Annotated in this window: 11 protein-coding genes and 2 CRISPR repeat arrays (2 of these 13 cut by a window edge); all 11 genes read left to right on the top strand. The window is 60.3% G+C overall.

The window, feature by feature from the left end:
• A CRISPR array of direct repeats spans nt 1–1961; the repeat unit is 29 nt; unit sequence CCGTTCCCCACAGGCGTGGGGATGAATCG (it extends 633 nt beyond the left edge of the window).
• Between the two features lie 119 nt (nt 1962–2080).
• Complete coding sequence (locus ACT3R4_RS03235) at nt 2081–2359, top strand: type II toxin-antitoxin system RelE/ParE family toxin (RefSeq protein ID WP_441677424.1); 279 nt, start codon at nt 2081–2083, stop codon at nt 2357–2359.
• 151 nt (nt 2360–2510) lie between these two features.
• A complete protein-coding gene (locus tag ACT3R4_RS03230) occupies nt 2511–2795 on the top strand; it encodes a HigA family addiction module antitoxin (RefSeq protein WP_225735997.1) in 285 nt (94 codons plus the stop codon).
• A 182-nt stretch (nt 2796–2977) separates the two neighbouring features.
• Entirely contained in the window at nt 2978–3127 is a 150-nt protein-coding gene (locus ACT3R4_RS03225; protein ID WP_441677591.1) for a type II toxin-antitoxin system HicB family antitoxin, read from the top strand.
• Nucleotides 3128–3262: 135 nt separating this feature from the next.
• Nucleotides 3263–5932 (top strand): CRISPR-associated helicase Cas3', encoded by a 2670-nt coding sequence (gene cas3 / locus ACT3R4_RS03220; protein ID WP_441677593.1) that lies wholly within the window; start codon nt 3263–3265, stop codon nt 5930–5932.
• 548 nt (nt 5933–6480) lie between these two features.
• Complete coding sequence (casA, locus tag ACT3R4_RS03215; protein ID WP_441677426.1) at nt 6481–8175, top strand: type I-E CRISPR-associated protein Cse1/CasA; 1695 nt, start codon at nt 6481–6483, stop codon at nt 8173–8175.
• Nucleotides 8172–8870 (top strand): type I-E CRISPR-associated protein Cse2/CasB, encoded by a 699-nt coding sequence (casB, locus tag ACT3R4_RS03210; protein WP_441677428.1) that lies wholly within the window; start codon nt 8172–8174, stop codon nt 8868–8870. Before casA ends, casB begins: the two co-directional genes overlap by 4 nt.
• Before the next feature lie 69 nt (nt 8871–8939).
• Nucleotides 8940–10034 carry a type I-E CRISPR-associated protein Cas7/Cse4/CasC gene (cas7e, locus tag ACT3R4_RS03205; RefSeq protein WP_441677430.1) on the top strand — a complete coding sequence of 365 codons (1095 nt, stop codon included), beginning with the start codon at nt 8940–8942 and terminating at the stop codon, nt 10032–10034.
• A gap of 11 nt (nt 10035–10045) precedes the next feature.
• The gene (cas5e, locus tag ACT3R4_RS03200; RefSeq protein ID WP_441677432.1) at nt 10046–10828 is read left to right on the top strand and encodes a type I-E CRISPR-associated protein Cas5/CasD; all 783 of its coding nucleotides are present in this window, start codon (nt 10046–10048) and stop codon (nt 10826–10828) included.
• The gene (gene cas6e, locus ACT3R4_RS03195) at nt 10828–11526 is read left to right on the top strand and encodes a type I-E CRISPR-associated protein Cas6/Cse3/CasE (protein WP_441677434.1); all 699 of its coding nucleotides are present in this window, start codon (nt 10828–10830) and stop codon (nt 11524–11526) included. The genes cas5e and cas6e overlap by 1 nt, the downstream gene beginning before the upstream one ends.
• Nucleotides 11527–11529: 3 nt before the next feature.
• A complete protein-coding gene (gene cas1e, locus ACT3R4_RS03190) occupies nt 11530–12450 on the top strand; it encodes a type I-E CRISPR-associated endonuclease Cas1e (protein WP_441677436.1) in 921 nt (306 codons plus the stop codon).
• A 1-nt stretch (nt 12451) separates the two neighbouring features.
• On the top strand, nt 12452–12748 hold the full coding sequence (gene cas2e / locus ACT3R4_RS03185; protein ID WP_193056677.1) for a type I-E CRISPR-associated endoribonuclease Cas2e: 297 nt from the start codon (nt 12452–12454) through the stop codon (nt 12746–12748).
• Between the two features lie 110 nt (nt 12749–12858).
• A CRISPR array of direct repeats spans nt 12859–13882; the repeat unit is 29 nt; unit sequence CCGTTCCCCGCAGGCGCGGGGATGAACCG (it continues 3763 nt past the right edge of the window).

Raw genomic sequence — 13882 nt, 5'->3', positions numbered from 1 at the left:
GAATCGATATGCGTCTACTGGTGCCGGTGGAAGAGGCCCCGTTCCCCACAGGCGTGGGGATGAATCGCGAACGTTCAACGCCTCGCCAGATATAGCCAACCGTTCCCCACAGGCGTGGGGATGAATCGAATACGGGGATCTTCTTCTCTTCACTTCGGCGCCGTTCCCCACAGGCGTGGGGATGAATCGCCGACAACCACGCGGATTCCAGCGAAAGGGACCCGTTCCCCACAGGCGTGGGGATGAATCGATGGAGAAGAGGAGTGGCTGAAGGATATGCTGCCGTTCCCCACAGGCGTGGGGATGAATCGCCTATCTGACAGCGATATAGCATTCAGCCCACCCGTTCCCCACAGGCGTGGGGATGAATCGCCTGCGTCCTTGTAGTCGCCGGTGGCCATGGCCCGTTCCCCACAGGCGTGGGGATGAATCGAGTTTGGTGAGTTGCTGCAGTACTCCCAGCCACCGTTCCCCACAGGCGTGGGGATGAATCGTCTGGTAGTCACTCCAAGCAACAAGGGGAATACCGTTCCCCACAGGCGTGGGGATGAATCGCGTTCGGCGATTTTCCTCCAATGCCACCTTCACCGTTCCCCACAGGCGTGGGGATGAATCGGCAGCCACAAGACTGGTGTATGAAAGGGACTGCCGTTCCCCACAGGCGTGGGGATGAATCAGTTAGTCGCTAAATGCAAATTGTAGCTATAGCCCGTTCCCCACAGGCGTGGGGATGAATCGACAGCGGCGGCAATGAAGCGGCAGGGGGCGAACCGTTCCCCACAGGCGTGGGGATGAATCGCGCTCTTCTTTAGTTATCACGCTCTCTTCAATCCGTTCCCCACAGGCGTGGGGATGAATCGCCAGCCTCCCCGGCAGGGGGTGAGGAACAAGGCCGTTCCCCACAGGCGTGGGGATGAATCGCGTATAAACCCCAGCGAGGGAAGCGCTGAAGACCGTTCCCCACAGGCGTGGGGATGAATCGCTTGCCCGCTTCTATCAAGTGCTGTTTAGGCCCCGTTCCCCACAGGCGTGGGGATGAATCGCGCTGGTCGCCCGCGTTGACGCGCTGCCCCCACCCGTTCCCCACAGGCGTGGGGATGAATCGATCGTGGGGAATCAGGCCGGTACACTTCGCGGCCGTTCCCCACAGGCGTGGGGATGAATCGCACGTTACGGCTGTTGCTCTTGCGCTTGTGCACCGTTCCCCACAGGCGTGGGGATGAATCGGATGCGGTCAATTGCGGCTCAGTTATGGCGACCCGTTCCCCACAGGCGTGGGGATGAATCGCATGTCGGCGGCCATTTGCTCGATGGTCTCGCCCGTTCCCCACAGGCGTGGGGATGAATCGCATAGCCGTGAGCTGACTGACAAAATCCCCGACCCGTTCCCCACAGACGTGGGGATGAACCGGCCAGCGCGCTAAAGTCACGACGACTCAATAGCCGTTCCCCACAGGCGTGGGGATGAACCGAAATTGCCCGCGCCACTGGTCGCTCACCTGAAACCGTTCCCCACAGGCGTGGGGATGAACCGATATTTCGCTCTTTTTCATTCAGCTTTGTCAACCGTTCCCCACAGGCGTGGGGATGAACCGGCGATATTTGCACCGGCCACGGCTCATGCTCTCCGTTCCCCACAGGCGTGGGGATGAACCGATGCAGTGATTGAGGGTAATAAGTTCCGCGATCCGTTCCCCACAGGCGTGGGGATGAACCGGCACTACCCATAAAAGCGCCCACCGTTTTACGCCGTTCCCCACAGGCGTGGGGATGAACCGGGTAAAGACGATGACAGTACCACTGCTTGAACCCGTTCCCCACAGGCGTGGGGATGAACCGTTTGCGCGGTTCGCGGCTGGTCTCTTGAAGAGCCGTTCTCCACAGGCGTGGGGATGAACCGGGCCTGCTGTTACTGCTGGCTGAGTATGAAGCCCGTTCCCCACAGGCGTGGGGATGAACCGTATATATAAAAAGGAGGGGTATAAGGGGTGTACCCATAATGCCTATTCATTGTTGTATCGCGTAGCGTTACGCGCTACAGTGTATGCAGGTTCGACGGCAAGGGAGGCAAAGCGATGCGATGATAAAGAAAATCAAACACAAAGGCCTGAAACGGCTTTATGAGCGGGGGGAGCCCCAAGGAGTACAGCCTAACCATGTAGACGATTTAAGAGACATACTGGCAGTACTGGATGCCGCAACCAAGCCAAACGATATGGATTTACCAGGTTTTGATTTCCATGGCTTGAAAGGTGATAAGAAGGGCTTTTTTTCAGTGCATGTAAACGGTAATTGGGTAGTGATATTTACGTTTGATGGGGAGGATGCACACCTTGTTGACTATTTAGACTACCACTGACGGCGGCGCTCCTCGATAACCGACACGATACGGTTATCAAGGGCCACCGGATGGTTTCGCCACTTGAGCGGTAGCCACGATTGCACAGCCTCTAAATATACAGATTAAAAATATTGTGCATGACGATGACGATTATGATGAGGATAACGTGATGACGATGATGAATCCGCCGCACCCAGGCAGCTTGTTACGCCGCCGGATCGTGCCCGCGCTGGGGCTGAATGTCACTGATTTTTCCAAGAAACTAGGTATGTCCCGCACAGCGGTATCCCGCGTTTTGCATGAGCATGCCAGCATTTCCCCTGATTTTGCGGTTAGGCTTGAGCATGGCGGTATTGGTAACGCTAAGCACTGGATGACCATGCAGACCAACTACGACCTATGGCAAGCCGAGCATAAAGAGCAAAATCATATTGAAAGAATCGCTGCTGTTTGAATTAGTAAGTTACTAATTCACCAGTCTAAAGCTCAACGGATCGTGCCGTTGGGCTTTTTTGCTTGGGAACTAGATAATGGCGAATGACAATGAACTTGCAATCGATTTCGACCATGGGCAGATAGCGTATGAGGCCTGTTCACTAGCCAAAGTCATGGTAGAAGAAAGAGAACGGCTGGGGAATCATCGAGATTAATATCACGCCCTACCTGGGTAAAACCGAAAAGGTGAATGTGACGCTGCCAGGCCACGTCATCCGCCAGATCGACAAGTACGTTACTACGCACGGTATTAAAAGCCGCTCTCGACCAGGAGCGGTTTTTTCATGGTGACGCAACGCGTTCACCCATTAGTCGTTTGGGACCTTCCTTTCAACTTCCAGACACGCTATCGTCGGTTTTGGTTATTTCGCTAATTTTACTGAGCTAGCGTGGCTGCCATCCAGATCAAGGGAGAATGTTTTGACCATGCCGACTCGATCTTCACGTCTGCCGGCCTATCACCGTTATGCTGGCAAGGCCCTGCCGGGGCAGTCAGAAGATGCTTGCCATTTGCTGGCTTGGCATAGCCTGGATGTAGCGGCCGTTGGTTGGCACCTGCTTGCGCCGGAGCGGCCGCTGACGAAGCAGCTGGCGGCGCAGCTGGGTATTGAGCCCGAGCCATTGCGGCGGCTAATGGTGTTTTTATTGGGGCTTCATGACCTCGGCAAGTTCTCCCGCGCCTTTCAGGAGGTGCTGAAGCTCGCGCTCGATGGTATGGCCCCACCGCAAGGCAAACCCTACAAGCAGCGTCACGACCGTTTGGGCGTGCTGCTCTGGGATGCCTGCTGGAACACCTGGCGCAAGGACGGCGCATTGCGCTGGCCAGAAGACAGCACGGCGACCAAACGCAAGCTGTTGGCGCCCATGGATCACCTGCTGGCGCCATTCTTCGGCCACCATGGTTACCCCGTAGAGACCGGTCAGCTCGCTCTTGCGGACTTCTTCGTCGACGACGGCGAGCTTGCCGATGCGGCCGCCGCCGGTGATTTCGTCGCCGACTGGGCCGCGTTGATAGGACCTGACTGGCCGATCAAAAAACTGCTGGATGAAGAGTGGCTGGCGCGTTTCAAAACGCTAAGCTGGACGGTAGCCGGATGGGCGACGCTCAGCGACTGGCTGGGCTCGAACCGGGACTATTTTCCCTATTGCCAGCAGGCCATGGCGCTGGCCGACTACTGGCCGCGAGCGCGCAAGCAGGCCGAAACGGTGCTGGACGCCACCGGCTTTGCATGCCCGCCGGAGCCCGTGCCCTACGCCGGGCTGGCACAGTGGTTTTCAGGCAAGGTGACGCCGACCCCGCTGCAGCAGAAGGCGGAAGACTTGCCGCTTCAAGCTGGGCCGCAGCTGTTCATCCTCGAAGACGTGACCGGCGCGGGCAAGACTGAAGCCGCCTGTATTCTGACCCAGCGACTGCTGGCCGATGGCCACGGCGAAGGGCTCTATTTCGCGCTGCCTACCATGGCAACCTCCAACGCCATGTACACCCGCCTAGGGGATCTTCATCACCGCTTCTACAGCGCTGCCTCAAGGCCCTCGCTGGTACTAGCCCACGGCGCGCGGGCGCTTAATGAAGCGTTTGAGCAAACCATCGTACAGCCCGACCACGACGACTATGACGCGATAGACGCCAGCGCCTCGACCCAGTGCAACCGCTGGCTGGCAGACTCGAACAAGAAGGCGTTGCTGGCCGATGTGGGTGTGGGCACCATCGACCAGGCGCTGATGGGCGGACTGCCGTTTCGTCACCAATCGCTGCGCCTGCTGGGCTTGGCGCGCAAGGTGCTAATTATCGATGAAGTTCACGCCTTCGATCACTACATGCAGACCCTGCTGCACCAACTGCTGGCCCATCACGCCCGCCAAGGAGGCAGCGCCATTCTGCTGACGGCCACGCTCCCCCGCGCCATGCGCGAGGCGCTGACGGCCGCGTGGTGCCACGGCCTGGGCGTTGAAACCAGCCCGCTTGAGGCACATGACTACCCATTGCTGACCCACTGCGGAAAGAGCGCTACCCACGAAGTGCCCGTCAAGACGCGCCCGGAAGTCGCACGCCGTGTGGACATCGCGTGGCTGGAAAGTGAGGACGAGGCTATCGAGCGTGTACTGGCCGCCGTGAAAGCGGGGGAGTGCATCGTCTGGGTGCGCAACACCGTCGATGATGCGATCCGCGCCTATCAAACGTTACGCGAGCGCCACCCCGATCCGGAGCGGTGCCTGCTCTTCCACGCCCGCTTTGCCATGGTGGACCGCCAGCGGATCGAGTCCGAGGTCATTCGTCGCTTCGGCAAGGATTCCACGCCGCCTTTGAGAAGTGGACAAGTGATTGTCACCACCCAAGTCTTCCAGGAAAGCCTGGACTGTGATGCCGACCAGATGGTCAGCGACATCGCGCCCATCGACCTCTTGATACAGCGCGCCGGGCGGCTGCAGCGCCACCAGCGCGGCGAACGCCCCGCGCCCGTGCTGCAGGTACTCGCCCCCGCGTGGAGCGATATCCCCGGCGCTGATTGGCTGAGCCAGGCGCATCGCGGCACCCAAGCCGTTTACAAGGACACCTCGCTGATCTGGCTGACCCAGCGCGTGCTGCTCGAGCAGGGCGCCATCACCATGCCGGGTGAGGCGCGTACCTTGATCGAAGGCGTTTACGCTGCCTCGACGGATGACCTCCCCGAAGCGTTTGATCTGGCGCACTTCGAGCGCACCGGTATGGATAAGCAGGCGATCTCGATGGCTACCCATAACGCCCTGAATCTGGAAGACGGCTACCGCCTCGATGGCGATTTCGACCCGTGGCAGGAGGAGCGCGAGACGGGCACCCGGCTCAGCGACGAGCAAAGTGTCGAGGTCGTGTTGCTCAAGCGTCGTGGAGATGAACTGGTGCTCTGGGTAGAAGATCACCGGCATGCCGACCGGCTGAGCCGATGTCGCCTGAGGGAGAGCCAGGTCAAGAAACTGACACCACTGCCGGGGCACTATACCGAGCAGTGGGAAGCGCTACAGCAACGCCATCGCGGCCTGCGCTTCGTTACGCCCTGGTTGTCGGAAGAGGATGAGGTATGTAGTTACGATGAGCAGTGGGGAGTGAGCTTTGAGTAGCAGATATTTCAGAGAGATCCCCGCACCTGCGGGGAATGGTCGTACATTTCTTGCTCCAGCGTCGAAATACGCTGTTTATCCCCGCGCCTGCGGGGAACGGGCAGTGTCATTGATGTGCACTGGTTCATCACCACGAAAGTGGTGAACACGAAAGGCATTGTCCCCGACTTGACAGTAAGAACCAAGTAGAAGCACTATTAGCTTGTCCTTAAAGTTTATGCAAATATCATTGATATGCACCTTAAATATAAAGGACACAGAACGGCGACGAATCACCGAACTGCGCTTGTTGCTCGCAACTGCAGGCTAATGTGTTTGGTGTTAACGCACAAGCGGTCGTCGCCTCCTAACAGTATTAAATGCCAAGGAGGCATTATGTTTTTTCGCTTCTATCTGCACTTCGGTAATGGCCGAGTTATCGACACCAAGAGCTTTCGCGTTGTCGAGCCGACGGAATCCAAACCTAGTAACCAGTTGGAAAAACTGAACTAAGCACAGGGCTGGCTCTATAGATGAGCCAGCCCATTTTCTTGATTTGAGGGATGCCCATGAATCTACTGATTGATCCTTGGCTACCTTTCCGTTTTGCAGACGGAAGCGTTTGCTATCGCCCACCCTCGGCCCTCGCCGACCCGAATGTGCTCGACCTGGCTCTGCCCCGCGCCGACTTTCAGGGCGCCGCTTGGCAATTTCTGATCGCGCTGCTGCAGACGGCGATGACGCCCAAAAATACCGATGCTTGGCTGGATCGTTACCAGACGCCGCCCAGCGTGGCTGAGCTCGACAATCTGTTGGCCCCCTTTGCCTCCGCCTTCGAGCTGGATGGCGACGGTCCGCGCTTCATGCAGGATCTGGACCCGCTGGACGACGTCAAGGAAGCGCCGGTTGCGGGCCTTTTGATCGACTCCCCCGGCGCCAACGGCATTAAGAACAATACCGATTTCTTCGTTAAACGCGGCCGAGTAGAGACTGCTTGCCCCGAGTGCGCGGCGCTGGCGCTTTATACCATGCAGATCAACGCGCCCGCCGGTGGTGCCGGCATTCGCGTGGGCCTGCGCGGCGGCGGGCCGCTGACCACGCTGATTCTGCCCGAAGACGAGAGCAAGCCGCTGTGGGCGCGACTCTGGCCCAACGTCATGCCCGCCGACGCCGTGGGCCAGCCGGGGCAGGCCTGGCGCGCTCCCAAAGCCGATGATTCCGATCTGTTCTTCTGGATGGCCGATACCCGCGTCAGCGACAAGAAAGGCACAGAGGTGTTGCCCGAGCAGGTTCATCCGCTGCACGCCTTCTGGTCGATGCCCCGGCGCTACCGACTGCTATTCGACGAAACGCCGGGTGAGTGCGACCTTTGCGGCCACGAGGCAAAGCACCCGGTGCGCCGCCTGCGCGCCAAGAAGCAGGGCGCCAACTACGACGGCCCTTGGCGCCACCCGCTCACCCCCTACCGCCGCCTCAACCCAAAAAAGGACGGGGAACTGCCGCTTTCCAGCAAAGGCCAGCCCGGCGGGCTTGGCTACCGCCACTGGCCGGGGCTGGTGCTGGAAGATGAAGTCGGCAGCGGTGCACTGCCGGCCCGTGTGGTCACCCACCACCTGAAAAAGTACGAGCTGCTGGAAGCAGCGCGAGAAGACGGCGAAGCGTTCGATGCGCTGTTCAAGCGTGCCCGGCTCTGGGTCTTCGGCTATGACATGGACAACATGAAGCCGCGCGGCTGGTACAGCGTGGCGATGCCGCTGGTGGGCGTGCCCGAGGGGCAGCAGGAAACGCTGCGCGGCTGGGCCAAGCGCTTCGTCGACTTGGCTTCGGATATCAGCTGGACGCTGCGCAATCAGCTCAAGCGCGCCTGGTTCAAGCGTCCGGAAGATGCCAAGGGCGATATGAGTCAGATCGATGCTCAGTTTTTCGAGGCGACGCAGCTGGCCTTTTTCACTGCCCTGCGCGAGATGGGCGAGGTGCTGCGGGGGGATGGTCTGAGCGATGACACGCTCGAACTCTCACCCGAGACCTACCGCCAGTGGTATGTGTCGCTCAAAAAAGAAGCCATGGCGCTGTTCGACGCCCAAGCCATCAGCGGCCCGCTGGAAGGTATGAAGATGCAGCAGCTCGACCGCATCACCAGCGCGCGGCGCTATCTGCGGGCGTACCTGAATGGTAATGGCAAGAAAGTCCAAGCGTTTGCTAACGACGGTGGTTTTGACCTAAAAGCGCCCATGGCGGAACGTAATGAGGAGAGCCCAGCATGAGTGAAGTAGACCAACAAACGTCGCCGCCAGCGACAGAGGGCGAGGCCAACGCGAGTGCCACGGTAGAGCGCTATCTGTATGCTCTCGACAGACAGGAAGCCTATGAGCTGCGCCTGTGGTGGCGACGGCTGGTGATGGACGATCAGGAACTCAAGCGCTACACCAAACTGCGGCCTTTCCCACGCGGCGTGCGCGCCGTGCTACGCCGCTGCGACAGCGTCGAGACGGTCATGCTGACCGAGGCGTTTCGCCATCTCTGGCAGGCGCTCGAGACCAAAGCATGGGAAGACACCCCGAGCGATGCCAACAGCCGCAAGCGCGATCAGCGCATTACGACGTGGGCCGCCATCGCTGCCGTTGCAAGCGAGTTGCGCGCCGAGACGTTCGATGCCCCGCTGGGCAAACGCCTGGGCGAGAAGCGCCCCAATACCGGGGATACTCCGCGAATGAGTGATCTGCGCTTTCAGCAGCTGCTTGATTGCCATACCTCAGAAGAGCTGATTCGCCGCTTCCGCCGGGCGCTTAAACTTGCGGATAACGCCGGTGTCAGCGTTGTCCGCTTGGCCGATATGGTCGCGCTCTGGGCGCGCGAACAGCGCGGCCAGTACCGGGCTGAGGCCACTCAGCGTTTCGCCTTCGTTATGAGCGACGCCTACTTCCAAGCGCGAGCACTGAAACCGGCCGCGGGCGACTGAACGGAAGCTGTCACTTATCAACAACCACTTTTTCGGCATTCGGCACATTTTTTATTCAGGGAACCCATCATGAGCCACTTTATCCAGCTTCACTTGTTGACCTCCTACCCGCCTTCCAACCTCAACCGCGACGACCTGGGCCGCCCCAAAACGGCGTTCATGGGCGGCGCCCGGCGGCTGCGTGTGTCTTCGCAAAGCCTCAAGCGTAACTGGCGCACTTCCGACCTGTTCGAAGCGGCGGTGGATGGCCACAAGGGCACGCGCACCAAGCGCTTGGGGGGAGAGGTTTTCAAGCGTATGCGAGCTGCTGGCGCCGACGAAAAGCTGGCAGGTAACAGCGCGGAGAAGATCGCCGGCGTCTTCGGCAAACTGCGCAAGGTCGACAAGGGCGAAAAGCACGAGTACGAAATCGAGCAGTTGGTCCACGTAGGGCCTGAAGAAGTGGCTGCGCTGGAAGCGCTTGCCGATACCCTGGTCGCAGAGAAGCGCGAGCCAACCGACGACGAACTCAAGGGCCTGCTTGCCCGGCGCCCCACCGCCGTTGATGTGGCGCTGTTTGGGCGGATGCTTGCCGCAGCACCGAGCTACAACGTCGAAGCGGCCTGCCAGGTCGCCCATGCCATTACCGTGCACGCCGCTGAGGTCGAGGACGATTACTTTACCGCCGTCGATGATCTCAATTCAGGCGATGAAGACCGCGGTGCGGCACATATCGGCGAGGCCGGGTTCGCCGCCGGGCTGTTCTACCTCTACCTCTGTATCGACCGGGACCTGCTGGTCGAGAACCTCCAAGGCAATACAGAACTGGCCGACCGCGCTATCGGCGCGCTGGTCGAGTCCGCCGTGAAGATCTCGCCCAAGGGCAAGCAGAACAGTTTCGGCTCCCGCGCTCACGCCAGCTACGTCTTGGCCGAAAAGGGCGACCAGCAGCCGCGTTCGCTGTCGGTATCGTTTCTGCAGCCTGTCATGAGCGAAGGTCAGGGCGTCGAAGCGATCAGAAAACTGGAAACCCAAGCCCAAGCGTTCGATGACGCTTACGGTGCGGGGGCCGATCGTCGCTTTATCCTCTCGGCGACGCCGGAATATGACAGCACCAAGTTGGAAGGCAATGTCGTCAAAGGCAGCCTCCAAGAGCTGCTGACCTTCCTCAAGGGCGACGACTAAGCGGAGGCGATATGCCACACCATCTGGTTTTTCGCCTCTATGCGCCCATGGCGAGCTGGGGCGAGGCCGCCGTTGGCGAGACGCGGCCAACGGCCACCTACCCAAGCCGTAGCGCCATTCTGGGGCTGATCGGGGCGGCGCTCGGCATCAAGCGCGACGACGATGACGGTCAGCGCCGCCTGCGCGAAGGGCTTCAGGTAGCGGTCAAACAGCGCTCGCCGGGGCTTTTAATGCGCGACTATCACACCGTGCAGATGCCGTCTTCGCAATCAAAGGTGGCCCACCGTTCGCGCCGCGAGGAACTGTCGGTGGCCAAGGAGGCGCTCAACACCATTCTCTCCTCAAGAGATTACCGCTGCGATGGACTGTGGAGCGTAGCGGTGCGTCTCACAGCTAAGGCCACTTGGTCGCTCGATGAACTCAAGGCAGCGCTGGAAAAGCCCCGCTTTCCGCTCTATCTCGGCCGCAAGGCGTGTCCTCTAGCCGCGCCACTGGTGCCGACCGTGGTCGAGGCCAGCCACTGGCGCCAGGCGCTGGATCACTGTTTTGAAAGCGCATTGGACCCGGCGCGCACTTGGCTGGCGCTGGTGGGGAATGAGGAGAAGGATGCGCGCCTGCTGCGCCTGCCTGACGAGATACTTTACGCGTGGGAAGGCGAGGCCGCCGCGCTCGACGGCAGTGCAGAGGCTTCTGAGGCCAGCGAGGTGTGGGACGAGCCGCTGAATCGGCGTCGCTGGCAGTTCGGCCCTCGCCTGGAAAACCGGCGCATCGAAACGCTGAAAGGAGAGCGCTAATGTATCTTTCAAGTGTCAGGCTGGATCTCAACTGTCTTAACCGCGCCGAGCTTTTCGACGTGCTGGAAGGCGGCGCCTATACCGCCCATCAATTGCTCTGGCGGCTGTTTCCCGATGTGCCCCCAGGCGGGCGGCCGTTCATCTTTCGTCAGGAAATGGAAGAAGACGCCAATGGCAAGAGTGCCGGGCTGCCGCGCTTTTATGTCTATTCGACCCAAGCTCCGGAAACCATGGATGGGTTTGAGGTGCAGTGCAAGGCGTTCTCGCCTCAGCTCGTTGCAGGTGAACGACTGGCCTTTCGTCTGCGTGCTAACCCTACCATCGCAAAACCGGTGGGCGAGGGCCGTCGCTCTCGCCGCGCCGATGTGTTGATGGATGCGCGCTACCCCTTCCCCAAAGGGGAGCGCACGAGCCAGGCCTGCGTCGAGGCGATGGACGCTGCGGCGCGCCAGTGGCTCAAAAGCCGTGCTGAAAGCTTCGGTTTCACGCTGCCGGTCAAGCCAGAAGTAGGTGCTTATCGCCAGCACGCGCTGAGCAAGAAAGAGGGCGGGCAACCTATCCGCTACTCTAGCGTGGATTACGAAGGCCTGTTGGAGGTGGTCGATCCCGAGCGTCTCGGTCACGCTCTGCAGCAAGGCATCGGCCGCGCTAGGGCATTTGGCTGCGGAATGCTGCTGCTACGTCGCGTACCGGAGTGACTCATGAGCTTCATTCCCCTCAAACCCATTCCTCTCAAGGATCGCATGTCGATGATCTTCGTCGGCATGGGCCAGATCGACGTGCGCGACGGCGCGTTCGTCGTCATCGACGAGGTCAACGGCGAGCGCATGCATATTCCCGTGGGCTCGGTGGCCTGCCTGCTGTTGGAACCTGGAACTCGGGTTTCTCACGCGGCGATCAAGCTGGCGTCGGTAGTGGGTACACTGTTGATCTGGGTGGGCGATGCAGGCGTGCGCCTTTACAGCGCCGGGCAGCCAGGTGGCGCCCGCTCTGACAAGCTGCTTTATCAGGCCCAGCTGGCGCTGGATGAAAGCCTGCGGCTCAAGGTGGTACGCAAGATGTTCGAGCTGCGCTTTGGCGAGGAGCCGCCTTCCCGGCGTAGTGTCGAACAGCTACGTGGCATTGAAGGCGCGCGAGTACGCAAGACCTACCAGATGCTTGCCAAGCAGTATGGCCTGAAATGGCAGGGGCGGCGCTACGATCCGAAGCAGTGGGACGCCTCGGACGTGGCCAACCAGTGCCTCTCGGCCGCCACCGCCTGCCTCTACGGCATTACCGAAGCAGCGATTCTGGCCGCGGGCTATGCCCCGGCTATTGGCTTTCTGCATACCGGCAAGCCATTGAGCTTCGTCTACGACATCGCCGATATCGTCAAATTCGAGACCGTGGTCCCGGCCGCCTTCCGTGTCGCCGCCAAGAGCCCGCCGATGCCGGAACGCGAGGTGCGCATTGCCTGCCGCGATGCCTTCAAGCAGACCCGGCTGCTCCAGCGCATCATTCCCATGATCGAAGAGGTGCTGGCGGCAGGCGAGATCGAACCGCCACCACCCCCGGCCGATGCCGTGCCGCCGGCCATCCCCGAGCCGGCATCGATAGGCGATAGCGGCCACAGGAGTCATTAACATGGCCATGCTCGTCGTCGTCACCGAAGCCGTGCCACCCCGCTTGCGTGGGCGGCTCGCCGTCTGGCTGCTGGAGATTCGCGCCGGTGTCTATGTAGGGGATGTCAGTAAGCGTATCCGCGAAATGATCTGGGAGCAGATCGAGGTATTGGCCGAGGAGGGCGGCAACGTCGCCATGGCCTGGGCCAGCAATCACGAATCCGGTTTCGAGTTTCAGACCTTCGGCGATAACCGCCGCGTCCCCATCGACCATGACGGACTACGCTTGGTGCGTTTTTTGCCGCCTAAGGATAAGTGACTGTTTTTAATGCTCTTTAATAATATAGAGCTGTTCAAAAAATGATCAAAATCACCGGTGTATTTTCTGCTGGCGATTTTTCTTTTTGAAAACAATTGACTACAATTAGACCGTTCCCCGCAGGCGCGGGGATGAACCGCACTTGCTGTGGGCCGACCAGCACGGCGTAGGCCGTTCCCCGCAGGCGCGGGGATGAACCGGCTTCATGGGTTCGCTGCACGATTCAGCACGGCCGTTCCCCGCAGGCGCGGGGATGAACCGCCGAGCTTGAGCGCCTACGCCAAGAGGCAGCCCCGTTCCCCGCAGGCGCGGGGATGAACCGCGATTCCCATCGCACGGTCTACGAGCCACTGGCCGTTCCCCGCAGGCGCGGGGATGAACCGTAAATCAGTTTGGTCGTAACCGGAGAGTATCTCCGTTCCCCGCAGGCGCGGGGATGAACCGTAAGAGATGCGCCTGACGCAAAAGGGAATTTTCCGTTCCCCGCAGGCGCGGGGATGAACCGCATTGGCAGGCAATAATCAGGTTAACCAGACACCGTTCCCCGCAGGCGCGGGGATGAACCGACACCATCTGCCGTTGAATCAAACTGTAAGTTCCGTTCCCCGCAGGCGCGGGGATGAACCGCGCAGATAGACCCGCTCGCTGGCGACGTTAATCCGTTCCCCGCAGGCGCGGGGATGAACCGTGATCGAAGTTATAGCACAGGCGTTAGTACAGCCGTTCCCCGCAGGCGCGGGGATGAACCGGCCAGTGCCTGCTCGGTGACGCCTGCAGTGGTCCGTTCCCCGCAGGCGCGGGGATGAACCGTGGTTTACTACTTCCTTTACGTTTGATTGTAGCCGTTCCCCGCAGGCGCGGGGATGAACCGCGGCTGGTGTTAGGAAATGGCGATGGGTGCATCCGTTCCCCGCAGGCGCGGGGATGAACCGCGCTACTTGATCGGGGTCAACAAAGATAAGCCCCGTTCCCCGCAGGCGCGGGGATGAACCGATGCACCACGCGACCCACCAATGACATGCACTCCGTTCCCCGCAGGCGCGGGGATGAACCGGCTGCCTAATCGTTTCTGAAGAGTTGCGCAACCCGTTCCCCGCAGGCGCGGGGATGAACCGCTGAACCAGGGCTTTGGTC

Source organism: Halomonas sp. AOP7-E1-9 (assembly GCF_052376035.1).
In the GTDB taxonomy this organism is placed as follows: domain Bacteria; phylum Pseudomonadota; class Gammaproteobacteria; order Pseudomonadales; family Halomonadaceae; genus Vreelandella; species Vreelandella citrativorans.
The sequence above is the reverse complement of the archived record's forward strand: the minus strand, read 5'-3'. Positions and strand labels throughout refer to the sequence as shown.